Origin of the sequence: Enterobacter sp. 120016 (assembly GCF_018383635.1) — a bacterium.
Lineage (GTDB): Bacteria > Pseudomonadota > Gammaproteobacteria > Enterobacterales > Enterobacteriaceae > Enterobacter > Enterobacter asburiae_D.
In genome coordinates this window covers 22,828-48,330 of record NZ_JAHAWC010000022.1, presented here as the reverse complement: position 1 = coordinate 48,330, position 25,503 = coordinate 22,828, and the positions used below count along the sequence as shown (strand labels likewise).

General features: G+C 54.8%; 25 protein-coding genes and 5 tRNA genes. 22 read left to right on the top strand and 8 right to left on the bottom strand.

Annotated elements, in window-relative coordinates:
- Positions 1 to 12 precede the first annotated feature (12 nt).
- The 21 genes from odhB to pnuC all read left to right on the top strand — a co-directional run bounded on the left by odhB (position 13) and on the right by pnuC (position 15,699).
- On the top strand, positions 13 to 1,233 hold the full coding sequence (gene odhB, locus KIF87_RS21205) for a 2-oxoglutarate dehydrogenase complex dihydrolipoyllysine-residue succinyltransferase (RefSeq protein ID WP_008501093.1): 1,221 nt from the start codon (positions 13 to 15) through the stop codon (positions 1,231 to 1,233).
- 117 nt (positions 1,234 to 1,350) lie between these two features.
- Positions 1,351 to 2,517 (top strand): ADP-forming succinate--CoA ligase subunit beta, encoded by a 1,167-nt coding sequence (sucC, locus tag KIF87_RS21200; protein ID WP_047347067.1) that lies wholly within the window; start codon positions 1,351 to 1,353, stop codon positions 2,515 to 2,517.
- A complete protein-coding gene (sucD, locus tag KIF87_RS21195) occupies positions 2,517 to 3,386 on the top strand; it encodes a succinate--CoA ligase subunit alpha (RefSeq protein WP_008501094.1) in 870 nt (289 codons plus the stop codon). The genes sucC and sucD overlap by 1 nt, the downstream gene beginning before the upstream one ends.
- 731 nt (positions 3,387 to 4,117) lie before the next feature.
- Positions 4,118 to 5,686, top strand: a complete 1,569-nt coding sequence (gene cydA / locus KIF87_RS21190; RefSeq protein WP_213330573.1) for a cytochrome ubiquinol oxidase subunit I — start codon at positions 4,118 to 4,120, stop codon at positions 5,684 to 5,686.
- 15 nt (positions 5,687 to 5,701) lie between these two features.
- On the top strand, positions 5,702 to 6,841 hold the full coding sequence (gene cydB, locus KIF87_RS21185) for a cytochrome d ubiquinol oxidase subunit II (RefSeq protein WP_213330567.1): 1,140 nt from the start codon (positions 5,702 to 5,704) through the stop codon (positions 6,839 to 6,841).
- Positions 6,842 to 6,855: 14 nt separating this feature from the next.
- Positions 6,856 to 6,969 carry a cytochrome bd-I oxidase subunit CydX gene (gene cydX, locus KIF87_RS21180; RefSeq protein WP_003858598.1) on the top strand — a complete coding sequence of 38 codons (114 nt, stop codon included), beginning with the start codon at positions 6,856 to 6,858 and terminating at the stop codon, positions 6,967 to 6,969.
- Positions 6,969 to 7,259: a cyd operon protein YbgE gene (gene ybgE / locus KIF87_RS21175; RefSeq protein WP_010428735.1), complete on the top strand. Its 291-nt coding sequence runs from the start codon at positions 6,969 to 6,971 to the stop codon at positions 7,257 to 7,259. The genes cydX and ybgE overlap by 1 nt, the downstream gene beginning before the upstream one ends.
- 148 nt (positions 7,260 to 7,407) lie before the next feature.
- Complete coding sequence (gene ybgC / locus KIF87_RS21170) at positions 7,408 to 7,812, top strand: tol-pal system-associated acyl-CoA thioesterase (RefSeq protein ID WP_003858593.1); 405 nt, start codon at positions 7,408 to 7,410, stop codon at positions 7,810 to 7,812.
- Positions 7,809 to 8,501 carry a Tol-Pal system protein TolQ gene (gene tolQ / locus KIF87_RS21165; RefSeq protein WP_008501101.1) on the top strand — a complete coding sequence of 231 codons (693 nt, stop codon included), beginning with the start codon at positions 7,809 to 7,811 and terminating at the stop codon, positions 8,499 to 8,501. Before ybgC ends, tolQ begins: the two co-directional genes overlap by 4 nt.
- Positions 8,502 to 8,504: 3 nt before the next feature.
- Positions 8,505 to 8,933, top strand: a complete 429-nt coding sequence (gene tolR, locus KIF87_RS21160) for a colicin uptake protein TolR (protein WP_003858589.1) — start codon at positions 8,505 to 8,507, stop codon at positions 8,931 to 8,933.
- A gap of 28 nt (positions 8,934 to 8,961) precedes the next feature.
- The gene (tolA, locus tag KIF87_RS21155) at positions 8,962 to 10,263 is read left to right on the top strand and encodes a cell envelope integrity protein TolA (protein ID WP_159513669.1); all 1,302 of its coding nucleotides are present in this window, start codon (positions 8,962 to 8,964) and stop codon (positions 10,261 to 10,263) included.
- A 134-nt stretch (positions 10,264 to 10,397) separates the two neighbouring features.
- Positions 10,398 to 11,690 (top strand): Tol-Pal system beta propeller repeat protein TolB, encoded by a 1,293-nt coding sequence (gene tolB / locus KIF87_RS21150; RefSeq protein WP_032649508.1) that lies wholly within the window; start codon positions 10,398 to 10,400, stop codon positions 11,688 to 11,690.
- Positions 11,691 to 11,725: 35 nt separating this feature from the next.
- A complete protein-coding gene (gene pal / locus KIF87_RS21145) occupies positions 11,726 to 12,247 on the top strand; it encodes a peptidoglycan-associated lipoprotein Pal (RefSeq protein WP_003858578.1) in 522 nt (173 codons plus the stop codon).
- Positions 12,248 to 12,256: 9 nt separating this feature from the next.
- Positions 12,257 to 13,051 carry a cell division protein CpoB gene (cpoB, locus tag KIF87_RS21140; RefSeq protein ID WP_213330565.1) on the top strand — a complete coding sequence of 265 codons (795 nt, stop codon included), beginning with the start codon at positions 12,257 to 12,259 and terminating at the stop codon, positions 13,049 to 13,051.
- Between the two features lie 161 nt (positions 13,052 to 13,212).
- A tRNA-Lys gene (locus tag KIF87_RS21135) sits at positions 13,213 to 13,288 on the top strand.
- A 26-nt stretch (positions 13,289 to 13,314) separates the two neighbouring features.
- Positions 13,315 to 13,390 (top strand) — tRNA-Val (locus tag KIF87_RS21130).
- 3 nt (positions 13,391 to 13,393) lie between these two features.
- A tRNA-Lys gene (locus KIF87_RS21125) sits at positions 13,394 to 13,469 on the top strand.
- Between the two features lie 46 nt (positions 13,470 to 13,515).
- Positions 13,516 to 13,591, top strand: a tRNA-Lys gene (locus KIF87_RS21120).
- 24 nt (positions 13,592 to 13,615) lie between these two features.
- Positions 13,616 to 13,691: transfer RNA gene (locus KIF87_RS21115), tRNA-Lys, on the top strand.
- Positions 13,692 to 13,913: 222 nt separating this feature from the next.
- Positions 13,914 to 14,957 (top strand): quinolinate synthase NadA, encoded by a 1,044-nt coding sequence (nadA, locus tag KIF87_RS21110; RefSeq protein WP_121425434.1) that lies wholly within the window; start codon positions 13,914 to 13,916, stop codon positions 14,955 to 14,957.
- A 22-nt stretch (positions 14,958 to 14,979) separates the two neighbouring features.
- Positions 14,980 to 15,699, top strand: a complete 720-nt coding sequence (pnuC, locus tag KIF87_RS21105) for a nicotinamide riboside transporter PnuC (protein ID WP_213330563.1) — start codon at positions 14,980 to 14,982, stop codon at positions 15,697 to 15,699.
- On the opposite strand, the gene zitB is transcribed toward pnuC, so the two are convergent.
- Both zitB and KIF87_RS21095 read right to left on the bottom strand, forming a co-directional pair.
- Positions 15,696 to 16,634, bottom strand: coding sequence for a CDF family zinc transporter ZitB (gene zitB / locus KIF87_RS21100; protein ID WP_213330561.1), 939 nt, complete (start codon positions 16,632 to 16,634; stop codon positions 15,696 to 15,698). The genes pnuC and zitB overlap by 4 nt on opposite strands.
- A 106-nt stretch (positions 16,635 to 16,740) precedes the next feature.
- Positions 16,741 to 17,121 carry a protein YbgS gene (locus KIF87_RS21095; RefSeq protein WP_032661161.1) on the bottom strand — a complete coding sequence of 127 codons (381 nt, stop codon included), beginning with the start codon at positions 17,119 to 17,121 and terminating at the stop codon, positions 16,741 to 16,743.
- A 304-nt stretch (positions 17,122 to 17,425) separates the two neighbouring features.
- Here KIF87_RS21095 and aroG point away from each other — a divergent pair, with 304 nt between their 5' ends.
- Positions 17,426 to 18,478: a 3-deoxy-7-phosphoheptulonate synthase AroG gene (gene aroG, locus KIF87_RS21090; RefSeq protein ID WP_213330559.1), complete on the top strand. Its 1,053-nt coding sequence runs from the start codon at positions 17,426 to 17,428 to the stop codon at positions 18,476 to 18,478.
- A 60-nt stretch (positions 18,479 to 18,538) separates the two neighbouring features.
- Here aroG and gpmA read toward each other — a convergent pair whose 3' ends face one another.
- The 6 genes from gpmA to modF form a co-directional block, all read right to left on the bottom strand.
- The gene (gene gpmA, locus KIF87_RS21085) at positions 18,539 to 19,291 is read right to left on the bottom strand and encodes a 2,3-diphosphoglycerate-dependent phosphoglycerate mutase (protein WP_023310804.1); all 753 of its coding nucleotides are present in this window, start codon (positions 19,289 to 19,291) and stop codon (positions 18,539 to 18,541) included.
- Positions 19,292 to 19,567: 276 nt separating this feature from the next.
- Entirely contained in the window at positions 19,568 to 20,611 is a 1,044-nt protein-coding gene (gene galM, locus KIF87_RS21080; RefSeq protein WP_213330558.1) for a galactose-1-epimerase, read from the bottom strand.
- On the bottom strand, positions 20,605 to 21,753 hold the full coding sequence (galK, locus tag KIF87_RS21075; protein ID WP_213330556.1) for a galactokinase: 1,149 nt from the start codon (positions 21,751 to 21,753) through the stop codon (positions 20,605 to 20,607). Before galK ends, galM begins: the two co-directional genes overlap by 7 nt.
- A gap of 3 nt (positions 21,754 to 21,756) precedes the next feature.
- Positions 21,757 to 22,803 (bottom strand): galactose-1-phosphate uridylyltransferase, encoded by a 1,047-nt coding sequence (galT, locus tag KIF87_RS21070; RefSeq protein WP_047648356.1) that lies wholly within the window; start codon positions 22,801 to 22,803, stop codon positions 21,757 to 21,759.
- A gap of 9 nt (positions 22,804 to 22,812) precedes the next feature.
- A complete protein-coding gene (gene galE, locus KIF87_RS21065) occupies positions 22,813 to 23,829 on the bottom strand; it encodes a UDP-glucose 4-epimerase GalE (protein WP_213330554.1) in 1,017 nt (338 codons plus the stop codon).
- A 201-nt stretch (positions 23,830 to 24,030) separates the two neighbouring features.
- The gene (gene modF, locus KIF87_RS21060; protein WP_213330552.1) at positions 24,031 to 25,503 is read right to left on the bottom strand and encodes a molybdate ABC transporter ATP-binding protein ModF; all 1,473 of its coding nucleotides are present in this window, start codon (positions 25,501 to 25,503) and stop codon (positions 24,031 to 24,033) included.

Here is a 25,503-nt window from a genome sequence, read left to right as displayed (position 1 = left end):
AAAGGATACAAAATGAGTAGCGTAGATATTCTTGTTCCCGACCTGCCTGAATCCGTAGCAGATGCGACCGTCGCTACCTGGCACAAAAAACCAGGCGATGCCGTTAAGCGCGATGAAGTGCTGGTAGAAATCGAAACTGACAAAGTGGTACTGGAAGTACCGGCTTCGGCGGATGGCGTTCTGGACGCGGTGCTGGAAGATGAAGGTACCACCGTTACCTCTCGTCAGATCCTGGGTCGCCTGCGTGAAGGCAACAGCGCGGGCAAAGAGTCCAGCGCGAAATCTGAAGAGAAAGCCTCTACGCCGGCTCAGCGCCAGCAGGCCTCTCTGGAAGAACAGTCTAACGACGCCCTCAGCCCGGCGATCCGTCGCCTGCTGGCTGAGCACAGCCTTGACCCGGCGGCCATCAAAGGTACCGGTGTGGGCGGTCGTCTGACCCGCGAAGACATCGACAAGCACCTGGCGAAAGCGCCTGCTCAGGCAGAAGCGAAAGCCCCTGCGGCGGCACCGGCAGCACAGCCTGCTCTGGGCGCCCGCAGCGAAAAACGCGTGCCAATGACTCGTCTGCGTAAGCGCGTGGCCGAGCGTCTGCTGGAGGCGAAAAACTCCACCGCGATGCTGACCACCTTCAACGAAGTGAACATGAAGCCAATCATGGACCTGCGTAAGCAGTACGGTGACGCGTTTGAAAAACGTCACGGTATCCGTCTGGGCTTTATGTCCTTCTACGTGAAAGCGGTAGTTGAAGCGCTGAAACGCTACCCGGAAGTGAACGCGTCTATTGATGGCGATGACGTGGTTTACCACAACTATTTCGACGTCAGCATGGCGGTTTCTACCCCACGTGGTCTGGTAACGCCGGTTCTGCGCGATGTGGATACCCTGGGTATGGCTGACATCGAGAAAAATATTAAAGAGCTGGCTGTTAAAGGCCGCGACGGCAAGCTGACCGTAGACGATCTGACCGGCGGTAACTTCACCATTACCAACGGCGGCGTATTCGGCTCGCTGATGTCTACCCCGATCATTAACCCGCCGCAGAGCGCGATCCTGGGTATGCATGCCATTAAAGATCGCCCGATGGCGGTAGACGGTAAAGTTGAGATCCTGCCAATGATGTACCTGGCGCTCTCTTACGACCACCGCCTGATCGACGGCCGCGAGTCCGTGGGCTTCCTGGTCGCGATTAAAGAGCTGCTGGAAGATCCAACGCGTCTGCTGCTGGACGTCTAGTGACTATTTAGCATCACCTGCCCTGTAGGCCGGATAAGCGTAGCGCCATCCGGCACACAGACTGCGCCGGTCTACAGGTTTGAAGATAACGATTACCCTGAAGGATGGATAGAACACATGAACTTACATGAATATCAGGCCAAACAGCTGTTTGCCCGGTATGGCTTACCGGCTCCGGTGGGTTATGCCTGTACTACCCCGCGTGAAGCAGAAGAAGCTGCATCTAAAATCGGTGCCGGCCCGTGGGTAGTTAAGTGTCAGGTTCACGCTGGCGGCCGTGGTAAAGCGGGCGGTGTGAAGGTTGTTAAGAGCAAAGAAGAGATTCGTGCGTTTGCTGAACATTGGCTCGGCAAGCGTCTGGTAACGTACCAGACAGACGCGAACGGCCAGCCGGTTAACCAGATCCTGGTTGAAGCGGCGACCGACATCGCGAAAGAACTGTACCTGGGCGCGGTTGTTGACCGTAGCTCCCGTCGCGTGGTGTTCATGGCGTCTACCGAAGGCGGCGTGGAAATCGAAAAAGTGGCGGAAGAGACCCCGCACCTGATCCACAAAGTGGCAATCGATCCGCTGGCGGGCCCAATGCCTTACCAGGGTCGCGAGCTGGCGTTCAAACTGGGTCTGGAAGGCAAGCTGGTTCAGCAGTTCACCAAGATCTTCATGGGTCTGGCGAACATCTTCCTGGAGCGCGACCTGGCGCTGATCGAGATCAACCCGCTGGTGATCACCACCCAGGGCGACCTGATCTGCCTCGACGGTAAGCTGGGCGCTGACGGCAACGCGCTGTTCCGCCAGTCCGATCTGCGCGAAATGCGCGATCAGTCTCAGGAAGACCCGCGTGAAGCGCAGGCTGCACAGTGGGAGCTGAACTACGTGGCGCTGGACGGTAACATCGGCTGTATGGTTAACGGTGCGGGCCTGGCAATGGGCACCATGGACATCGTTAAGCTGCACGGCGGTGAGCCAGCAAACTTCCTCGACGTAGGCGGTGGCGCAACCAAAGAGCGCGTAACCGAAGCGTTCAAAATCATCCTCTCTGACGACAACGTGAAGGCCGTTCTGGTGAACATCTTCGGCGGCATCGTCCGTTGCGACCTGATCGCCGACGGTATCATCGGTGCGGTAGAAGAAGTGGGTGTTAACGTTCCGGTTGTTGTGCGTCTGGAAGGTAACAACGCTGAACTCGGCGCGAAAAAACTGGCTGACAGCGGCCTGAATATTATTGCAGCGAAAAGTCTGACGGATGCAGCTCAGCAGGTTGTTGCCGCAGTGGAGGGGAAATAATGTCAGTTTTAATTAATAAAGATACCAAGGTTATCTGCCAGGGCTTCACCGGTAGCCAGGGGACTTTCCACTCCGAACAGGCGATTGCCTACGGCACGCAGATGGTTGGCGGCGTAACGCCAGGTAAAGGCGGCACCACGCACCTGGGCCTGCCGGTGTTCAACACCGTGCGTGAAGCGGTAGAAGCGACGGGCGCAACCGCGACCGTGATCTACGTTCCGGCTCCGTTCTGCAAAGACTCCATTCTGGAAGCGATCGATGCAGGCATCAAGCTGATCATCACCATCACTGAAGGCATTCCGACGCTGGATATGCTGACCGTGAAGGTGAAGCTGGATGAAGCAGGCGTGCGCATGATCGGCCCGAACTGCCCAGGCGTTATCACTCCGGGCGAATGCAAAATCGGCATCATGCCGGGCCACATTCACAAGCCGGGCAAAGTGGGCATCGTGTCCCGTTCCGGTACCCTGACCTATGAAGCCGTTAAGCAGACTACCGACTACGGCTTCGGCCAGTCCACCTGCGTGGGCATCGGCGGTGACCCGATCCCGGGCTCTAACTTCATCGACATCCTGAAGCTGTTCCAGGAAGATCCACAGACCGAAGCGATCGTAATGATCGGTGAGATCGGTGGTAGCGCGGAAGAAGAAGCGGCTGCTTACATCAAAGAACACGTGACCAAGCCGGTTGTGGGTTACATCGCGGGTGTGACCGCGCCGAAAGGCAAGCGTATGGGTCACGCAGGCGCGATCATCGCCGGTGGTAAAGGTACGGCTGATGAGAAATTCGCAGCGCTGGAAGCCGCAGGCGTGAAAACCGTTCGCAGCCTGGCGGATATCGGCGAAGCACTGAAATCCATCATTAAGTAAGTCCTCTCTGCTCCCCGAAAGGGGGGCGTTGAAGTATAAAAATGTCCGTTTCGACATGGTTGGCCGCTGTAAAGCGGCCTTTTTTATTGCCTGCCGGACGTCATGCTATAGTCACAAATAGGTGTTAATTAGAGAGGGTGTAAAAGTAAAATAATTGTTATTTATTTACCTTAAAGAGAGAAGATGGAAAAAAACGAAAAACCCACTAAAATTTATGTCCTGAATAAATGAGGCATTCAGACTGCTAGGTTAATAAAAATCACTTCTGTTTATATTCACCCGTCGATTCGATAACCTTAATTGTATTTTATATACATATCTTTAACATGGTCTTTACTATGTTCACCGCATCAAAACACAATTAACATAACGGATTGTTTTTGATTTAAATCAATGTTTAATCCTTGGAAAAACCCATCAAAAGGCGCTAAATTGTCCCCGATCAAAATGGCCGAAAAGTGGTAATTTTGCTATAAATTGATCACCGTCGAAAAACGTAAATGTGATTCAATAAAAACCTGTTTATTGTAAGGGTTTTGCAGCGTATTATATTTGCGGGATCAATTTGAGTTTTTTATTAACGTATTTGTAACCTCACGTCATCGTTTTTATCCTCCTTTAGGGTAATAACGACGACAAGGATGCGAATAATTTGTATTGGGGCATGCGTGTGGATCTCTCTCTGACGGGGTTCACTCTCGGAGTCTTCATGCGATGAGCAAGGAGTCATGATGTTAGATATAGTCGAACTGTCGCGCTTACAGTTTGCCTTGACCGCGATGTACCACTTCCTGTTTGTGCCACTGACGCTCGGTATGGCGTTCCTGCTGGCCATTATGGAAACGGTATACGTTCTCTCCGGCAAACAGATTTATAAAGATATGACCAAGTTCTGGGGCAAGTTGTTTGGTATCAACTTTGCACTGGGCGTGGCAACCGGTTTGACCATGGAGTTCCAGTTCGGGACTAACTGGTCTTACTATTCCCACTATGTAGGGGATATCTTCGGTGCGCCGCTGGCCATTGAAGGTCTGATGGCATTCTTCCTCGAATCCACCTTTGTAGGTCTGTTCTTCTTCGGTTGGGACCGTCTGGGTAAAGTCCAGCATATGGCGGTGACCTGGCTGGTGGCATTAGGTTCGAACCTGTCCGCGCTGTGGATCCTGGTGGCGAACGGCTGGATGCAGAACCCTATCGCGTCTGATTTCAACTTCGAAACCATGCGTATGGAGATGGTCAGCTTTGCCGAGCTGGTCCTGAACCCGGTTGCGCAGGTTAAATTCGTTCACACCGTCGCTTCTGGCTATGTGTGCGGCGCGATGTTTATCCTGGGTATCAGTTCTTACTACATGCTGCGCGGTCGTGACTTCGCGTTTGCTAAGCGCTCCTTTGCTATCGCTGCAAGCTTCGGTATGGCTGCAATCCTCTCTGTTATCGTTCTGGGTGATGAATCCGGTTACGAAATGGGTGACGTGCAGAAAACCAAACTGGCCGCCATCGAAGCCGAATGGGAAACCCAACCGGCGCCTGCTGCCTTTACGCTGTTCGGTATTCCCGATCAGGACGCGCAGGAAAACCGCTTCGCTATTCAGATCCCTTACGCGCTGGGTATCATCGCCACCCGTTCTGTTGATAAGCAGGTGACCGGTCTGAAAGAGCTGATGGTTCAGCACGAAGAGCGTATCCGTAACGGTATGAAAGCCTACTCGCTGCTGGAACAGCTGCGTGCCGGTTCTACCGACCAGACCGTTCGCGACCAGTTCAACGACGTGAAGAAAGATCTGGGTTACGGTCTGCTCCTGAAACGCTATACCCCGAACGTTTCTGATGCGACAGAAGCGCAGATCCAGATGGCCACCAAAGACTCGATTCCACGCGTTGCGCCACTGTACTTCGCATTCCGTATCATGGTGGGCTGCGGCATCATCATGCTGCTGATCATTGCGGCGTCCTTCTGGTCCGTGATTCGCAACCGCATCGGCGAGAAAAAATGGCTGCTGCGCACCGCGCTGTACGGCATTCCACTGCCGTGGATCGCTATCGAATCCGGCTGGTTTGTTGCGGAGTATGGCCGTCAGCCATGGGCGATTGGTGAGGTACTGCCAACGGCGGTAGCGAACTCTTCCCTGACAGCGGGCGACCTGATCTTCTCCATGCTGCTGATTTGTGGTCTGTACACCCTGTTCCTGGTGGCTGAACTGTTCCTGATGTTCAAGTTCGCGCGCCTTGGCCCAAGCAGCCTGAAAACCGGTCGCTATCACTACGAGCAGTCCACCGCGACTACTCAGCCGGCACGCTAAGACAGGAGTCATCAAATGATCGATTATGAAGTATTGCGTTTTATCTGGTGGCTGTTGATCGGCGTTCTGCTGATCGGTTTCGCCGTCACGGATGGTTTCGACATGGGGGTGGGGATGCTCACCCGTTTCCTCGGTCGTAATGACACCGAGCGTCGAATCATGATCAACTCCATCGCCCCGCACTGGGACGGTAACCAGGTGTGGCTGATCACCGCAGGCGGCGCGCTGTTCGCTGCCTGGCCGATGGTCTACGCGGCTGCGTTCTCCGGTTTCTACGTGGCGATGATTCTGGTGCTGGCCTCTTTGTTCTTCCGTCCGGTCGGTTTCGACTACCGTTCTAAGATTGAAGACACCCGCTGGCGCAACATGTGGGACTGGGGCATCTTCATCGGTAGCTTCGTTCCACCGCTGGTGATCGGCGTGGCGTTCGGTAACCTGCTGCAGGGCGTACCGTTCCACCTGGACGAATACATGCGTCTTTACTACACCGGTAACTTCTTCCAGCTGCTGAACCCGTTTGGTCTGCTGGCAGGCGTGGTGAGCGTGGCGATGATCATCACTCAGGGTGCAACCTACCTACAGATGCGTACGGTTGGCGAACTGCATCTGCGTTCCCGTGCTACTGCTCAGGTTGCGGCACTGGTGACGCTGGTCTGCTTCGCGCTGGCCGGTGTGTGGGTGGTGTACGGCATTGATGGCTACGTGGTGACGTCTGCAATCAACCATACTGCGCCGTCTAATCCGCTGACCAAAGAAGTGGCGCGTCAGGCAGGTGCATGGCTGGTGAACTTTAACAATACCCCTGCGCTGTGGGCTATCCCGGCTCTGGGCGTATTGCTGCCGCTGCTGACCGTGTTGACGTCTCGTCTGGAGAAAGGCGCTCTGGCGTTCGTGTTCTCATCACTGACCCTGGCGTGCATCATCCTGACGGCGGGTATTGCGATGTTCCCATTCGTCATGCCATCCAGCACCATGCTGAATGCTAGCCTGACCATGTGGGATGCAACCTCCAGCCAGTTGACGCTGAACCTGATGACGTATGTTGCTTGCGTGTTCGTACCGATTATCCTGCTCTACACCACCTGGTGTTACTGGAAAATGTTCGGTCGCATCACGAAAGAACATATCGAAAGCAACACCCACTCTATGTATTAAGTAAGGAGCTGAATATGTGGTATTTCGCATGGATTTTAGGGACGCTTCTTGCCTGTGCATTTGGTGTCATCACTGCCCTGGCGCTTGAGCACGTCGAAGCGACCAAAGCGGGTGAAGAAAAACACTAATGAATATTATCGCAACGTTATATGCGGTAATGGATAAGCGCCCGTTACGGGCGCTTTCTTTAGTGATGGCATTACTGCTGGCAGGTTGTATCTTCTGGGACCCTTCGCGCTTTGCAGCGAAAACCAGCGAGCTTGAAATCTGGCACGGATTCCTCATTATGTGGGCGGTGTGTGCAGGTGTGATCCACGGCGTGGGCTTTCGTCCGAAAGCCGTTCACTGGCAGGGAATTTTTTGCCCGCTGATTGCCGATCTGGTGCTTCTCGCCGGTTTGATTTTCTTCTTCTTCTGAATAAGAAATGTCCGTTAACGTTATGGGCTTACCCTAGCCCATAAAAATTTACTCTCCGTTTACTTTCTCCCATTCCCAACCCTCTTTCCCGCGCGTATAGTAGCGAAGTTTAAAAGCATTAACTTTTGTTGCATTACCGGGATGTAAAGTGAATACAACGCTGTTTCGATGGCCGGTTCGTGTCTATTACGAAGATACCGATGCCGGTGGTGTGGTTTACCACGCCAGCTACGTTGCTTTTTATGAACGGGCACGCACAGAGATGCTGCGCCATCATCACTTTAGTCAACAGGTACTGTTGGCTGAGCGAGTTGCCTTCGTGGTTCGCAAGATGACGCTTGAGTATTTTGCGCCTGCCAGACTCGACGATATGCTCGAAGTCCAAACTGAAATTACATCAATGCGCGGGACCTCACTGGTTTTCACGCAGCGGATAGTCAACGCAGAGAATACCGTACTGAACTCAGCTGAAGTACTGATTGTTTGTGTTGATCCAACCATAATGAAGCCTCGTGCGCTTCCTAAGTCTATTGTCGCGGAGTTTAAGCAGTGACTGACATGAATATCCTTGATTTGTTCCTGAAGGCAAGCCTTCTGGTTAAACTTATCATGTTGATTTTGATTGGTTTTTCAATCGCATCCTGGGCCATCATCATCCAGAGAACGCGTATCCTCAATGCCGCTGGCCGTGAAGCCGAAGCCTTTGAAGATAAGTTCTGGTCGGGTATTGAGCTTTCTCGTCTGTATCAGGAAAGCCAGGGGCGCCGTGAAAACCTTACAGGCTCCGAGCAAATTTTTTATAGCGGTTTCAAAGAGTTTGCCCGTCTGCATCGTGCAAACAATCATGCGCCGGAAGCGGTAGTGGAAGGTGCCTCGCGTGCGATGCGCATCTCTATGAACCGCGAGCTGGAAAATCTCGAAACGCACATTCCATTCCTCGGCACTGTCGGTTCCATCAGCCCGTATATCGGCCTGTTTGGTACCGTGTGGGGGATCATGCACGCCTTTATCGCGCTGGGCGCGGTGAAGCAGGCGACGTTGCAGATGGTTGCACCGGGTATCGCTGAAGCACTGATTGCGACCGCTATCGGTCTGTTTGCGGCAATTCCGGCGGTTATGGCTTACAACCGTCTGAACCAGCGCGTGAACAAACTGGAACTGAACTACGACAACTTTATGGAAGAGTTCACTGCGATTCTGCACCGTCAGGCGTTTACCAGCACCGAGAGCAACAAGGGGTAAACCATGGCCAGATCGCGTGGACGAGGTCGTCGCGAGCTCAAGTCCGAAATCAATATCGTTCCACTGCTGGACGTCCTGTTGGTACTGCTGCTTATCTTTATGGCGACAGCGCCAATCATTACCCAGAGCGTGGAAGTCGATCTGCCGGATGCGACAGAATCACAGGCGGTGAGCACCAATGACGATCCTCCGGTTATCATTGAGGTTTCCGGCGTAGGGCAATACAGCGTCGTGGTCGAGAAAGATCGTATGGATCAGCTGCCGCCTGAGCAGGTGATTGCTGAAGCGCAGCGTCGCCTGGAGTCAAATCCGAAAACGGTCTTCTTAATCGGTGGCGCGAAAGACGTACCCTACGATGAAATTATTAAAGCGCTGAACTTGCTACATAGTGCGGGTGTTAAGTCAGTTGGCTTAATGACCCAACCTATTTGATCATCCGCGTAGTTTTTGGGAACCGATAGTGTCAAAGGCAACCGAACAGAACGACAAGCTTAAGCGAGCGATAATCGTCTCCGCAGTGCTGCACGTTATTCTCTTTGCAGCGCTGATCTGGAGTTCGTTCGACGAGCATATTGATGCATCAGCCGGCGGCGGTGGAGGGTCTTCCATTGACGCCGTGATGGTGGATCCCGGTGCGGTAGTACAGAACTATAATCGCGAACAGCAGCAGAAGGCGAGTGCCAAACGGGCTGAAGAGCAGCGTGAAAAACAGTCGCAACAGCAGGCGGAAGAACTGCGTGAAAAGCAGGCCGCAGAGCAGGAGCGTCTGAAGCAGCTTGAGAAAGAACGTTTGCAGGCGCAGGAAGCCGCAAAAGAGCAGGCGGAGCAGCAGAAACAAGCCGAAGAGGCCGCGAAGAAAGCCCAGGAACAGCAAAAGCAGGCGGAAGAGGCGGCAGCAAAAGCCGCAGCGGACGCGAAAGCACAGGCTGATGCCCAGGCAAAATTAGCGGCAGAAGCGGCGAAGAAAGCCGCTGCAGATGCTCAGAAGAAAGCTGAAGCAGAAGCTGCGAAGAAAGCCGCGGCTGATGCCCAGAAGAAAGCTGAAGCGGAAGCGGCGAAGAAAGCCGCTGCCGATGCTCAGAAGAAAGCCGAAGCGGAAGCTGCGAAGAAAGCTGCTGCTGATGCTCAGAAGAAAGCGGAAGCCGAAGCCGCGAAGAAAGCCGCTCAGGACGCAGAGAAGAAAGCTGCTGCCGAGGCCGCTAAGAAAGCGGCTGCTGCTGAGAAAGCGGCAGCAGAAAAAGCAGCCGCCGCAGAAAAAGCCGCTGCTGATAAAAAAGCTGCAGCTGAGAAGGCCGCTGCCGATAAGAAAGCAGCAGCTGAAAAAGCCGCTGCGAAGAAGGCTGCAGCCGCTGAAAAAGCTGCTGCTGCCGCAGGGGTTGACGATCTGCTGGGCGATTTGAGCTCCGGTAAGAATGCACCGAAAGCGGGCGGTGGGGCGAAAGGAAACAACGCAGCGCCGACCGGAAGTGGTAACACTAAGAGTAACGGTGCGAGCGGGGCTGAAATCAACGGTTATGCCGCGCAGATTAAATCCGCTATTGAAAGCCGATTCTATGATGCGTCTTCCTATACCGGTAAAACGTGTACGTTGCGTATAAAACTGGCTCCGGACGGCATGCTGCTGGATATTAAGTCTGAAGGTGGCGACCCGGCTTTATGTACTGCGGCCCTGGCTGCAGCGCGTCAGGCGAAGATGCCTAAACCGCCGTCTCAGGCCGTTTACGAAGTCTTTAAAAATGCGCCGCTGGACTTCAAACCTTAAGTTACATTTTCCCCGTGCAAACGGGGAAAAATAGACCAGGTTTAGTCACAGGGTTCTGGTAGTTTTGTCTATTTGAGTTTGTTAACATTCTGCTAAATTATCGTGGGTAAGGTTACCCGGATAAGGGAGATATGATGAAGCAGGCATTACGTGTAGCATTTGGTTTTTTAATGCTGTGGGCAGCAGTACTGCACGCAGAAGTACGTATCGAGATCACCCAGGGGGTGGACTCGGCACGCCCAATCGGTGTTGTCCCGTTCCAGTGGGCCGGTCCTGGCGCTGCACCTGAAGATGCCGGTGGCATCGTGGCGGCTGACCTGCGTAACAGCGGTAAATTCAACCCGTTAGATCGTTCTCGTCTGCCTCAGCAGCCGGGTAGCGCGCAGGAAGTACAGCCTGCAGCATGGTCTGCACTGGGTATTGATGCCGTGGTGGTGGGGCAGGTTACACCTAACCCGGACGGCTCTTACAACGTGGCGTGGCAGCTGGTGGATACCGGCGGTGCACCGGGTACCGTTCTGGCACAGAACTCTTACAAGGTCACTAAGCAGTACCTGCGCTACGCGGCACACGCTGCCAGCGACGCGGTATTTGAAAAACTGACCGGTATTAAAGGGGCGTTCCGTACCCGTATTGCTTATGTGGTGCAGACCAACGGTGGTCAGTTCCCATATGAGCTGCGCGTATCTGACTACGACGGCTACAACCAGTTCCTGGTGAAACGTTCTTCACAGCCGCTGATGTCTCCAGCCTGGTCTCCGGACGGTTCTAAACTGGCCTATGTGACCTTCGAAAGCGGCCGTTCAGCGCTGGTTATCCAGACGCTGGCAAACGGTGCTGTTCGTCAGGTTGCATCTTTCCCACGTCACAATGGTGCGCCTTCGTTCTCACCGGACGGGTCTAAACTGGCCTTTGCGCTGTCAAAAACCGGTAGCCTGAACCTGTACGTGATGGACATTGGCTCTGGCCAGATCCGTCAGGTGACCGACGGTCGCAGCAACAACACCGAACCTTCATGGTTCCCGGACAGTCAAAACCTGGCGTTTACCTCTGACCAGGCTGGCCGTCCGCAAATCTATAAAGTCAACATCAACGGCGGTGCTCCGCAACGTATTACCTGGGAAGGTTCGCAGAACCAGAACTCAGACGTGAGCAGCGACGGTAAATTTATGGTAATGGTGAGCTCCAACGGTGGGCAGCAGCACATTGCCAAACAAGATCTGGTAGCGGGTGGCGTTCAAGTTCTGTCGTCAACGTTCCTGGATGAAACGCCAAGTCTGGCACCTAACGGCACGATGGTAATCTACAGCTCTTCTCAGGGGATGGGATCTGTGCTGAATCTGGTTTCTACAGATGGGCGTTTCAAAGCGCGTATTCCGGCAACTGATGGACAGGTAAAATCACCTGCCTGGTCGCCGTATCTGTAAATAATAATTAATTGATTACTAAAGGAATCATAGAAATGCAACTGAACAAAGTGCTGAAGGGGCTGATGATCGCTCTGCCTGTAATGGCAATCGCAGCGTGTTCTTCTAACAAGAACGCAAGCAATGACCAGAGCGGCGAAGGCATGATGGGTGCCGGCACCGGTATGGACGCGAACGGCAATGGCAACATGTCTTCTGAAGAGCAAGCGCGTCTTCAGATGCAGCAGCTGCAGCAGAACAACATCGTTTACTTCGATCTGGATAAATACGACATCCGTTCTGACTTCGCTGCGATGCTGGATGCGCACGCTAACTTCCTGCGTAGCAACCCATCTTACAAAGTCACCGTAGAAGGTCACGCGGACGAACGTGGTACTCCAGAGTACAACATCTCCCTGGGTGAACGTCGTGCTAACGCTGTTAAAATGTACCTGCAGGGTAAAGGCGTTTCTGCTGACCAGATCTCCATCGTTTCTTACGGTAAAGAAAAACCTGCAGTACTGGGTCACGACGAAGCGGCTTACTCCAAAAACCGTCGTGCCGTACTGGTTTACTAAGAGAATTGCATGAGCAGTAACTTCAGACATCATCTGTTGAGTCTGTCGTTACTGGTTGGAATAGCGGCCCCCTGGGCCGCTTTTGCTCAGGCACCAATCAGTAGTGTCGGCTCAGGCTCGGTAGAAGACCGGGTCACTCAACTCGAGCGTATTTCTAACGCTCACAGCCAGCTTTTAACCCAACTCCAGCAACAGCTCTCTGATAACCAAAGCGATATTGACGCTCTCCGCGGCCAGATTCAGGAAAGCCAGTATCAGTTGAACCAGGTTGTGGAACGTCAGAAGCAGATTTTGCTGCAGATGGATAGCCTGAGCAGCGGTGGTGCAGCTGCACAAGCACAGCCAGCCGCAGGCGATCAGAGCGGTGCGGCGACATCAGCTCCGGCTGCGGATGCTTCTGCTTCATCAGGGGCGCCTGTACAGAGCGGTGACGCGAATACGGACTACAACGCGGCCATTGCCCTGGTGCAGGATCAATCTCGTCAGGATGACGCGCTTGCTGCGTTTCAGAACTTTGTTAAGAAATACCCTGATTCCACTTATCAGCCAAATGCGAATTACTGGCTCGGTCAGCTGAATTACAACAAGGGTAAAAAGGACGATGCGGCGTTTTATTTTGCCTCCGTGGTAAAAAATTACCCGAAATCGCCAAAAGCGCCTGATGCGATGTACAAAGTGGGCGTCATCATGCAGGACAAAGGCGACACTGCGAAAGCCAAAGCGGTTTATCAGCAGGTGGTCTCTAAATTCCCGGGTACCGAAGGTGCTAAGCAGGCGCAAAAACGTCTGAATTCGATGGGATGATTACCGCATGACCAGAAATCGCGTTATTTCTGGTCGTGCAGCATGATTCGTAAGCAGTTAAGTGATCTTCATCGAAATTTTTGTTGCGCTGAATTCTTAAATCAGTAATATATGCCGCCGTTGCCACGGGATATCAAACAACGTGAAAACAGCGTAAAAGTGGGTCGTTAGCTCAGTTGGTAGAGCAGTTGACTTTTAATCAATTGGTCGCAGGTTCGAATCCTGCACGACCCACCACTTAACGCATACCGGCAGTACAGAGTGGGTGATTAGCTCAGTTGGTAGAGCATCTCCTTTACACGGAGGGGGTCGGCGGTTCGAGCCCGTCATCACCCACCACTCGGGTCGTTAGCTCAGTTGGTAGAGCAGTTGACTTTTAATCAATTGGTCGCAGGTTCGAATCCTGCACGACCCACCACTCTCCGGTGGTACCGAGTAAAAATCTTCGAAGTCAGCACCCGAATGGGTCGTTAGCTCAGTTGGTAGAGCAGTTGACTTTTAATCAATTGGTCGCAGGTTCGAATCCTGCACGACCCACCACTTCGAAGAAAAAAATCCCGCAAGGGGTCGTTAGCTCAGTTGGTAGAGCAGTTGACTTTTAATCAATTGGTCGCAGGTTCGAATCCTGCACGACCCACCAGTGTAGAAAGGCGCCCTAAAGGCGCCTTTTTGCTATCTGCAGTTTTTGTAGGTCGGGTAAGGCGAAGCCGCCACCCGACAAATGCTTTCCGCACCTATTTCCGGTGACTTTTCCGCTCATATTCGCTATCTTGTTTAGTATACAAAACACAATTGCCATGCGTTTTGCTATGTCATGCAAAAGAAAGGCAATATTGTTAAGCCCGTAAAACGAGAAGCCATAATGAGTGTGATGTTTGATCCTGAAGCTGCAATCTATCCGTTTCCGCCCAAGCCTGTCCCGCTGAGCCTGGATGAAAAGCAATTCTATCGCGAGAAGATCAAACGTCTTCTCAAAGAACGAGATGCGGTGATGGTGGCCCATTACTACACCGACCCGGAAATTCAGCAGCTGGCGGAAGAGACCGGGGGCTGTATTTCTGACTCACTTGAGATGGCACGCTTCGGTGCAAGACATCCCGCTTCCACGCTGCTGGTTGCTGGCGTGCGTTTTATGGGGGAAACGGCAAAGATCCTGAGCCCAGAAAAAACCATTCTGATGCCGACGCTTAACGCGGAGTGTTCGCTGGATCTCGGCTGCCCGATTGACGAATTCACGGCCTTCTGTGACGCCCACCCTGACCGGACCGTGGTAGTTTACGCCAACACCTCTGCGGCGGTAAAAGCGCGCGCAGACTGGGTTGTCACCTCCAGCATCGCCGTTGAGCTGATTGAACATCTGGACAGCCTGGGTGAGAAGATTATCTGGGCGCCTGACCGTCATCTTGGAAATTATGTCCAGAAGCAGACGGGGGCTGACGTTCTCTGCTGGCAGGGCGCCTGCATTGTGCACGACGAATTCAAAACCCAGGCGCTGGCGCGCATGAAGGCACTTTATCCTGGCGCCGCGATCCTTGTTCACCCTGAATCACCGCAGGCGATAGTCGACATGGCGGATGCTGTGGGCTCAACCAGCCAGCTTATCAACGCGGCCAGGACGTTGCCTCACAAGCAGCTCATCGTGGCGACCGATCGCGGTATCTTCTATAAGATGCAGCAGGCCGTGCCGGAGAAAGAGCTCCTTGAAGCGCCAACGGCGGGTGAGGGCGCAACGTGTCGCAGCTGTGCGCATTGCCCGTGGATGGCGATGAACGGCCTGAAGGCCATTGCCGAAGGGCTCGAGACAGGCGGTGCAGCACATGAAATCCATGTGGATGCCGCTCTGCGTGAAGGTGCGTTGATTCCGCTTAACCGCATGCTGGATTTTGCGGCTACACTACGTACTTAATTCACAACGCCCCGGGGAAAAGATGGATTTTTTTAGCACGCAGAACATTCTGGTTCATATACCGATTGGTGCAGGTGGCTATGACCTGTCATGGATTGAGGCAGTTGGCACGCTGGCGGGGTTACTCTGTATCTGGCTGGCAAGCCTGGAGAAAATTAGCAACTATGCGTTCGGGCTGATTAACGTTACGCTGTTTGCGATTATCTTCTTCCAGATCCAGCTGTACGCCAGCCTGCTTTTGCAGCTGTTCTTCTTCGCCGCCAATATCTACGGCTGGTACGCGTGGTCGCGTCAGAACAGCCAGCAGGAGGCAGAGCTGCAGATCCGCTGGCTGCCCTTGCCGAAAGCCATCGCCTGGTTTGTCGCCTGCGTGGTCGCCATTGGCTTAATGACCGTCTATATCAACCCGGTGTTTGCGTTCCTGACCCGCGTTGCCGTCTCGGTCATGTCCGGTTTCGGCCTGAACGTGACGATGCCTGTCCTCCAGCCGGATGCCTTCCCGTTCTGGGATTCCTGCATGATGGTGCTGTCGATTGCGGCGATGATCCTGATGACCCGTAAATACGTTGAGAACTGGCTGCTGTGGGTCATCATCAACGTGATTAGCGTGGCGATCTTCGCCCTGCAGGGCGTCTATGCGATGTCGCTGGAATATCTGCTGCTGACCTTCATCGCGCTGAACGGCAGCCGGATGTGGATTAACAGCGCGCGTGAGCGAGGCTCTCACGCGCTTTCCAGCTAGTGGTGGTGATGATCTGAATGTCCGGACTGCGCCTCGTTAAGGTGGCAGTCCGGCCCGTTACAGGGCTGATACTCCATCTGGATGGTGGCGTGGCCAATTTCGTAGTGATGTTCAAGAAAATGCTGGATGCGTTCAAGCAGCGCATCGTGGTCGTGAGGCGGGATCACCTGGACGTGCAGCGTCATGACCGGTTTCTCCCCCACCAGCCAGACGTGAACATGATGAACGTTGCGTACTTCCGGGACTGAACGGCGCAGGTTGCGCTTCAGCTCGTCAATATCCATTGATGCCGGTGCCCCTTCAAGCAGCTCATTCACGCTCTCCTTCAGCAGCCGCCAGGCGCTGCGCAGGACCAGACACGACACCAGAACGGACAGAATTGGATCGACAGGCGTCCAGCCGGTGTAGAGGATCACCAGCGCGGCGACAATCGCCCCGACGGAGCCGAGCAAATCACCCAGAACATGCAGAGCCGCGGCGCGTACGTTGAGGTTCTTCTCCCCGCTGCCGCGGTGCAAAATCCAGAAGGCCAGGATATTTGCCAGCAGCCCGGCCACGGCAATCACCATCATTGTCGCCCCGGCGATCGGCTGCGGGTGTCGGAAGCGCTGTACGGCCTCCCAGACGATAAGAACGGTAATGACCACCAGCGCAATGGCGTTAACAAACGCGGCCAGGGTTGTCAGCCTCAGCCAGCCGAAGGTATGGCGCGCATTCGGAGGACGACGCGCAAACTGCACCGCCAGCAGGGCGAAGAGCAGCGCTGCGGCATCGGTCAGCATGTGTCCGGCATCAGCCAGAAGCGCCAGAGAGCCGGATATCAGGCCGCCAATGACCTCGATAACCATAAACGTTGCCGTGACGCCAAAGGCCAGCATTAGTCGTTTAGCGTTGTCGTTGCCGGGAGAGTGTGAGTGGGAATGGGAGTGCGCCATGTCTGCTTTCCTGATGTGTTATTGTTTTTAGTGTAGCGTTTTTAATAGGTTACTCCAAAAAGAAAGGAGAGCCAGAGCTCTCCTTTTTCTTCCCGATCACAACCAGTTATTGGGTGGTGCCGTCGGTTTTAGTATTCGCGTCGTTTCCTACTTTGTCATTAGGATCGGGGCATTTGCCGTCCTTACACATCGAGTTCTTATGAACCTCATCCGAACTCATATTGTCATGATTCATGGTGCCGGAACCGCTGCCGTTAGGATGCAGCATCGTGCCGCCGGTGTTGGTGTTGCCGGTATTGATCTGGCTGTTGTCGACATTATTCGGGGCAATATTCTGTTTCGCATCAGGGGCAGGCTGGCCTGCTGCCGCAGCCGCATTCGCATCCCCGTTGCTGTCTGATGTGCCCGTTTCCGCGGCCAGGACGCTGCCGCTGGCCAGAGTGAGTGTGGCGGTCAGGAAGAGGGTTGCCAGTTTTGTCATTTTCATCATGGTGCTCCTGTTCTTGTCGTTACGCTGGATAACATTCTCCAACAGTGCATCTTTTTCAGAGGCGAAAGATTCCGCCTTACGGACTTACGTCAGTAGGGAATCGCGTTTAAGCGTGTAAAATTGGTTGTTACAGTTAAAAAGCTTAGGTTAGATCTCATTTTTCGCTATTTTGTGGCGATTTTTAGGCGAATTCCAGGAATTATCTGCGTGAAGTGTAAAACCGTGTTTACACTTCCTGGTCGACAAGATAGATTGAAAGGATTGCTTTCATTACTAAAGATATGGCAGAGCTGGAAAGAAAATGAATTATCAGAACGACGATTTACGCATTAAAGAGATCAATGAGTTATTACCTCCTGTAGCGCTCCTTGAGAAATTCCCCGCCACTGAAAATGCCGCAAACACGGTTTCTCATGCTCGTAAAGCGATCCATAAGATCCTGAAAGGTAATGACGATCGTCTTCTGGTGGTGATTGGCCCGTGCTCCATTCACGATCCTGCAGCCGCGAAAGAGTACGCAGCCCGTCTGCTCACCCTCCGTGAAGAGCTGAAGGACGAGCTTGAAATCGTGATGCGCGTCTATTTTGAAAAACCGCGCACCACCGTGGGCTGGAAAGGGCTGATTAACGATCCGCATATGGATAACAGCTTCCAGATCAACGACGGTCTGCGCATTGCGCGCAAGTTGCTGCTGGAGATCAACGACAGCGGCCTGCCAGCGGCCGGTGAATTCCTGGACATGATTACGCCACAATACCTGGCAGACCTGATGAGCTGGGGCGCAATTGGTGCCCGCACAACAGAATCTCAGGTGCACCGCGAGCTGGCGTCCGGTCTCTCTTGCCCGGTGGGTTTCAAAAACGGCACTGACGGCACGATGAAGGTAGCTATTGATGCCATCAACGCAGCGGGCGCGCCGCACTGCTTCCTGTCGGTGACCAAATGGGGTCATTCCGCCATCGTTAACACCAGCGGCAACGGCGACTGCCATATCATTCTGCGCGGCGGCAAAGAGCCAAACTACAGCGCGAAACACGTGGCGGAAGTAAAGGTCGGGCTGGAAAAAGCCGGGCTGCCAGCACAGGTGATGATCGATTTCAGCCATGCCAACTCCAGCAAGCAGTTTAAAAAGCAGATGGAAGTGGGTGCCGACGTATGTCAGCAGATTGCCGGCGGTGAGAAGGCGGTGATTGGGGTGATGATCGAAAGCCATCTGGTTGAAGGTAACCAGAACCTGGAAGGCAGCGAACCGCTGGTGTATGGCAAAAGCGTGACCGATGCCTGCATTGGCTGGGACGATACCGACACCATCCTGCGTCAGCTGGCGAATGCGGTAAAAGCGCGTCGCGGTTAATTCGAATGCACAAATAAAAAAGCGCGGAAGGCTCCGCGCTTTTTTTATGTCTGGCGAAAATTACTTCGCTTTACCCTGGTTCGCGACAGCCGCTGCTTTCGCCGCGATCTCTTCTGCGTTACCCAGATAGTAGTGTTTGATTGGCTTGAAGTTTTCGTCGAACTCATACACCAGCGGTACGCCAGTTGGGATGTTCAGTTCGAGAATTTCGTCTTCACCCATGTTGTCCAGGTATTTCACCAGCGCGCGCAGGGAGTTACCGTGAGCAGCGATGATCACGCGCTCGCCGCTTTTCAGGCGTGGCAGAATGGTTTCGTTCCAGTAAGGCACAACGCGGTCGATGGTCAGCGCCAGGCTCTCGGTGGTTGGCAGCTCAGCGTCGGTCAGCTTCGCGTAACGCGGGTCGTGGCCCGGGTAGCGCTCGTCATCTTTGGTCAGCTCTGGTGGGGTGATTGCGAAGCCGCGACGCCACTGTTTAACCTGCTCGTCGCCATATTTCTCAGCGGTTTCCGCTTTGTTCAGGCCCTGCAGCGCACCGTAGTGACGTTCGTTCAGTTTCCAGGACTTCTCAACCGGCAGCCAGGCCTGATCCAGTTCGTCCAGCACGTTCCACAGGGTGTGGATGGCACGTTTCAGCACAGAGGTGTAAGCAAAATCAAAGCTGAAGCCTTCTTCCTTCAGCAGTTTACCTGCTGCTTTTGCTTCGCTTACGCCTTTCTCAGACAGATCAACGTCGTACCAACCGGTAAAGCGGTTTTCGTTGTTCCACTGGCTTTCGCCGTGACGCACCAGGACCAGCTTAGTAATAGCCATCTCTTACTCCTCAAGCATTTTTAGAATGATAACAATTCTCATTATATTGCCGTGGCGGTGCCACCAGCAACGCTTAACCCTAACCATAGCGAAAATAGTCTCTGAGTGTAAGATGCTTGTGAATCCAGGGTTATGATTTTGTCTGCGATCGGCGCTATTTTCAGCAAGGCGCGCAGAAAAAAGCCCTCGTTGTGAGGGCTGGCGTTTTTTGCCGGATGGCGCTTCGCTTATCGGGCCAGGAATCGTAGGCCCGCGCAAGCGTAGCGCCGCCGGGCGTTAAGCGCGCGGAGTGAAATGATACTCGGTGACGCTCACGTACTCTTCACCCGGGCGCAGCACGCAGTCCGGCTGTGGCCATTCCGGATGGTTCGGGCTGTCCGGCAAGAACTCGCTCTCCAGCGCCAGGCCTTGCCAGTCGCTGTACTCATCGTGTTCGCGCGCCGTCGTGCCGCCGAGGTAGTTGCCTGAGTAAAACTGCAGGGCAGGGGCGGTGGTATAAACCGTCATCTGCAGCTTCTCATCCGCAGACCAGACCTGCGCGGCAGGTTGTTTCACATCGCCTTTGGCCTGCAGCAGGAAAGCGTGATCGTAGCCTTTCACCTTACGCTGATCGTCATCGCTCAGGAAATCCTGGGCGATGGTTTTCGCGCTGCGGAAGTCAAAGCTGGTGCCGCTCACGTCTTTGAGGCCCTGATGCGGAATGCCCATCTCGTCAACCGGCAGATATGCATCCGCCAGGATCTGCAGCTTGTGCTCACGCACGTCGCACTGGTTACCGTCCAGATTAAAGTACGCGTGGTTGGTCAGGTTGACTGGACACGGTTTGTCGACCGTCGCACGGTATTCAATGGCGATACGGCTGTCGTCGGTAAGCGTAAAGCGCGCGGACGCGGTAAGGTTCCCCGGGAAGCCCTGATCGCCATCAGGTGAATCCAGCGAGAACAGCACTTCCCCGTCGTTTTGACGAACAATCTTCCAGCGGCGTTTATCAAACCCGTCCGGTCCGCCGTGCAGCTGGTTCTCCCCCTGGCTTGGAAGCAGGGTGTACTGCACGCCGTCGAGCTCAAAACGGCTCTTCGCGATGCGGTTAGCATAGCGCCCAACGGACGCGCCCAGATAGGCGGACTGATTGACGTACTGCTCAGGCGAGGCGCAGCCGAGCAGAGTTTCACGCACGCTGCCGTCCGGCATCGCTACGCGGGCAGAAAGAAGGGTTGCCCCCCAGTCCATCACCGTAACGACCATCCCCGCGCTGTTGCGCAGGGTTAACAGGCGATACGGCAGACCATCCGGTGCAAGGGTAGGTGTTTCGTTTAGCACTGTCCGGCTCCTTGTGATGCTTTGCAAACATAGAAGGTTTCCTTGATACCCGTTTTTGCTTCGTACTGCTTCGCCACGGCGTCCTGTACGGCAGGCACCAGCTCTTCAGGCACCAGCGCAACGATACAGCCGCCAAAGCCGCCGCCCGTCATGCGCACGCCACCTTTGTCGCCGATGGTGGCTTTGACGATGTCCACCAGGGTGTCGATCTGCGGAACGGTGATTTCAAAATCATCGCGCATGGAGGCGTGCGATTCCGCCATCAGCTCACCCATGCGTTTCAGATCGCCTTTCGCCAGCGCGGACGCGGCTTCGACGGTACGGGCATTTTCCGTCAGCACGTGACGAACGCGTTTGGCGACGACCGGATCAAGCTCGTGCGCCACTTTGTTAAATTCATTGAGCGTTACGTCGCGTAGGGCAGGCTGCTGGAAGAAGCGGGCGCCGGTTTCGCACTGTTGGCGGCGGGTGTTGTATTCGCTGCCCACCAGCGTGCGCTTAAAGTTGCTGTTGACGATCACCACAGCCGCGCCTTTTGGCAGGGGAACGGCTTTGGTACCCAGCGAGCGGCAATCAATTAACAGGGCATGCTCTTTTTTGCCCAGCGCGGAGATCAGCTGGTCCATAATGCCGCAGTTACAGCCCACGAACTGGTTTTCAGCTTCCTGACCGTTCAGGGCGATTTGCGCCCCATCCAGCGCTAAATGATAAAGCTGCTGGAACACGGTACCCACGGCGACTTCCAGAGACGCAGAGGAGCTTAAGCCCGCACCCTGCGGCACGTTGCCGCTGATGACTAAATCTGCGCCGCCAAAGTTCTTGTTACGCTTCTGGAGGTGTTTCACCACGCCGCGCACGTAGTTAGACCACTGCTGGCTGTCGTGCGTCACAATTGGGGCATCAAGGGAAAACTCGTCCGCCTCATTATCGTAATCCGCCGCAATCACGCGGACCTTACGGTCGTCGCGCTTCGCACAGCTGATGACGGTCTGGTAATCGATGGCGCACGGCAGCACGAAACCGTCGTTATAGTCGGTGTGTTCACCGATCAGGTTAACGCGGCCAGGTGCCTGGATAACGTGGGTGGCAGGGTAGCCAAATTTCTCAGCAAACAGGGATTGTGTTTTATCTTTCAGACTCATTTTTTAGACTCCTGATTCGCGATAGTGGACGTCGCTAACGGCACGCAGACGTTCTGCCGCCTGTTCCGCCGTCAGGTCACGCTGGGTTTCCGCCAGCATTTCATAGCCCACCATGAATTTACGCACCGTCGCAGAGCGCAGCAGCGGCGGATAGAAATGGGCATGCAGCTGCCAGTGTTGATTCTCTTCGCCGTTAAACGGGGCGCCGTGCCAGCCCATGGAGTACGGGAAAGAGCACTGGAACAGATTGTCGTAACGGCTGGTCAGCTTTTTCAGCGCCAGGGCAAGGTCGTCGCGCTGCGCGTCGCTGAGATCGGTGATGCGCTGCACGTGCGCTTTCGGCAGCAGCAGCGTTTCAAACGGCCAGGCGGCCCAGTAAGGGACGACGGCCAGCCAGTGTTCGGTTTCCACCACGGTGCGGCTGCCGTCGGCCAGCTCGCGCTGGGTGTAATCCACCAGCATCGGCGAACCGTTTTCCGCGTAATACGCTTTCTGCAGACGGTCTTCACGCTCGGCTTCGTTAGGCAGGAAGCTGTTCGCCCAGACCTGGCCGTGGGGGTGCGGGTTAGAACAGCCCATGGCCGCGCCTTTGTTTTCGAACACCTGCACCCAAGGATAGCTCTGCCCCAGCTCTGCGGTTTGCGCCTGCCAGGTGCTGACGACCTCTTTCAGCGCGTCCACGCTCAGCTCCGGCAGCGTTTTGCTGTGATCGGGCGAGAAGCAGATCACGCGGCTGGTTCCGCGCGCGCTTTCGCAGCGCATCAGCGGATCGTGGCTTTCCGGCGCGTCCGGGGTGTCGGTCATCAGGGCGGCAAAATCGTTGGTGAAGACAAAGGTGCCTTTATAGTCCGGGTTTTTATCCCCGGTGACGCGCGTGTTGCCCGGACAAAGGAAGCAGTCCGGGTCGTGCTGTGGCAGCGTCTGTTTTGCAGGCGTCTCCTGCGCCCCCTGCCAGGGGCGCTTGGCGCGATGCGGAGAAACTAAAATCCATTGCCCGCTTAACGGGTTAAAACGACGATGCGGATGATCGACGGGATTAAATTGCGTCATGACGGATCCTTAGTCCGGATAGCCTTGCGGGTGGCGTGACTGCCAGTGCCAGGTATCCTGTGCCATTTCATCAAGCGTGCGCGTCACACGCCAGTTAAGCTCTTTGTCGGCTTTGGTGGCATCGGCCCAGTAAGCAGGCAGGTCGCCATCACGACGCGGGGCGAAGTGGTAGCTCACCGGCTTACCGCAGGCTTTGCTGAAGGCGTTAACCACGTCCAGCACGCTGCTGCCGACTCCGGCGCCGAGGTTGTAAATATGCACGCCCGGCTTGTTGGCCAGCTGCTGCATCGCGGCAACGTGGCCGTCAGCCAGATCCATTACGTGGATGTAGTCGCGCACGCCGGTGCCGTCTTCGGTAGGGTAATCATTGCCAAAAATCGCCAGCGAGTCGCGGCGACCCACGGCAACCTGCGCGATATACGGCATCAGGTTGTTCGGGATGCCCTGCGGATCTTCACCCATATCGCCGGACGGATGCGCGCCGACAGGGTTGAAGTAGCGCAGCATCGCGATGCTCCACTCCGGCTGCGCTTTTTGCAGGTCGGTCAGGATCTGCTCCACCATCAGCTTGCTTTTGCCGTACGGGCTTTGCGGTGTACCGGTCGGGAAGCTTTCGACGTAAGGGATTTTGGGCTGATCGCCGTAGACGGTGGCGGAGGAGCTAAAGATGAAGTTTTTGACGTTGGCCGCACGCATGGCGGAGATGAGACGCAGGGTACCGTTGACGTTGTTGTCGTAATACTCGAGCGGTTTCGCAACGGATTCACCAACCGCTTTCAGGCCCGCGAAGTGGATCACCGCTTCGATAGCGTGGTCGTGAAGGATCTCGGTCATCAGCGCTTCGTTGCGGATGTCGCCTTCCACGAAAGTGGGTTGTTTACCGCCAAGACGTTCAATCACAGGCAGCACGCTGCGCTTACTGTTGCACAGGTTGTCGAGAATGATGACGTCGTGACCGTTTTGCAGCAGTTGCACGCAGGTATGACTACCTATGTAACCGCTACCACCTGTTACCAGAACTCGCATATTTCGCTCCATTGGGCTTATGGTATGTAATAACCATAGCATAACAGAGACGCGAAAAGTGTGACATGGGATAAAATAGTGGAATCGTTTACACTGTTTTTAAAATCCGATTTTCAGCCGCTTTAGGGCATTGTAGATCAAAGGGATAGCGATGTCTTAGTGCAGGTTATCTGAAAAACGGAGGGCGGCACCCTCCGGGGGTTAATCGATTTTGCTTTGCAGATAACGATAGTGCTCACCGTCCGGAACAAACTCCAGGCGATGCGTGATGCAGGAGGGGGCATCTTCGGCATGGTGTGAAACGAACAGCAGCTGCGTTTCACCTTCGCTAATCAGCACGTCCAAAAAGCGGCGGATAAGCTGTCGATTCAGCGGATCGAGTCCCTGCAGCGGTTCGTCGAGGATCAGAAGCGTAGGGTGTTTCACCAGCGCGCGAACGATCAGGGCCAGACGCTGCTGCCCCCACGACAGACTATGAAACGGCGCGTCAGCGATCCGGGTGTCCATGCCCAGGATATCCAGCCACTGCTGGGCCAGCTTGTGCTGTTTGTCCGACACCGCCTGATAAATACCGATGGAATCAAAATAACCGGAAAGGATCGCGTTGCGTACCGTGGTACTGACCCGGTAATCCAGATGCAGGCTGCTGCTGACGTAGCCGATATGTTTTTTAATATCCCAGATGGTTTCGCCGCTGCCGCGACGCCGACCGAACAGCGTCAGATCGTTGCTATAGCCCTGCGGGTGATCGCCGGTTATCAGGCTCAGCAGCGTGGATTTTCCCGCGCCGTTAGGGCCGATAATCTGCCAGTGCTCGCCAGGATTGACCGTCCAGCTTAGACGGTTAAGGATCGGGCGATCGTCATAAGAGACCATCCCATCCCGCAGCACGATACGCGGCTGGTGGGGATCAAGCGCGTGGCGGGCCGCAGGGGCGTCAGGTTCCGGAAGGGTTACACCGTCGAGTTGTTCACTGTGCGCGAGCTGGGCGATGAGCGCCTGCTCAAGCAGCGCTGTCTTTTCACCGGTCTCGGTCAGGTTACAGTCTGCCAGTACGCCTGCATGCTGGATAAAATCCGGAATTTCATCGAAGCGGTTAAGCACCAGCACCAGGGTATATCCCTGCTGATTAAGCGACTCCAGCAGGGCCGCCAGCTGCGCACGGGACTGCACGTCAAGGCCGTCAAACGGTTCGTCGAGGATAAGCAGCTCGGGCTCGCTCATCAGCGCCTGGCAGAGCAGCGTTTTCCGCGTCTCGCCGGTAGAAAGGTATTTAAAGCGCCGGTTCAGCAGGGCGGTGATGCCGAACCGTTCTGCCAGGCGCTGACAGCGGGCGGGATCTTTCACCTCATCCTGAATAATTTCCGCCGTCGTACGGCCGGTATCTTCTTCGCCAGGGCTGAGTAAATCGGTGTTGTTACGCTGCCACTCGTCGCTCACCAGCTTTTGCAGTTGTTCAAATGACAGGCGCGTCAGGCGCGTAAAGTCGCCCTGGCATTCGCCCTTGAGGAGAGGAAGCTCTCCGGCCAGCGCGCGGGCCAGCGCGGATTTACCGCTGCCGTTAGTGCCGACAAACGCCCAGCTTTCACCCGCGCGTATCGTCAAATCAGCAATCGCCAGCGTTCGGGTATCGCTAAGACGAAACGTGCCTTGCGAAATATGCAATGATGACAT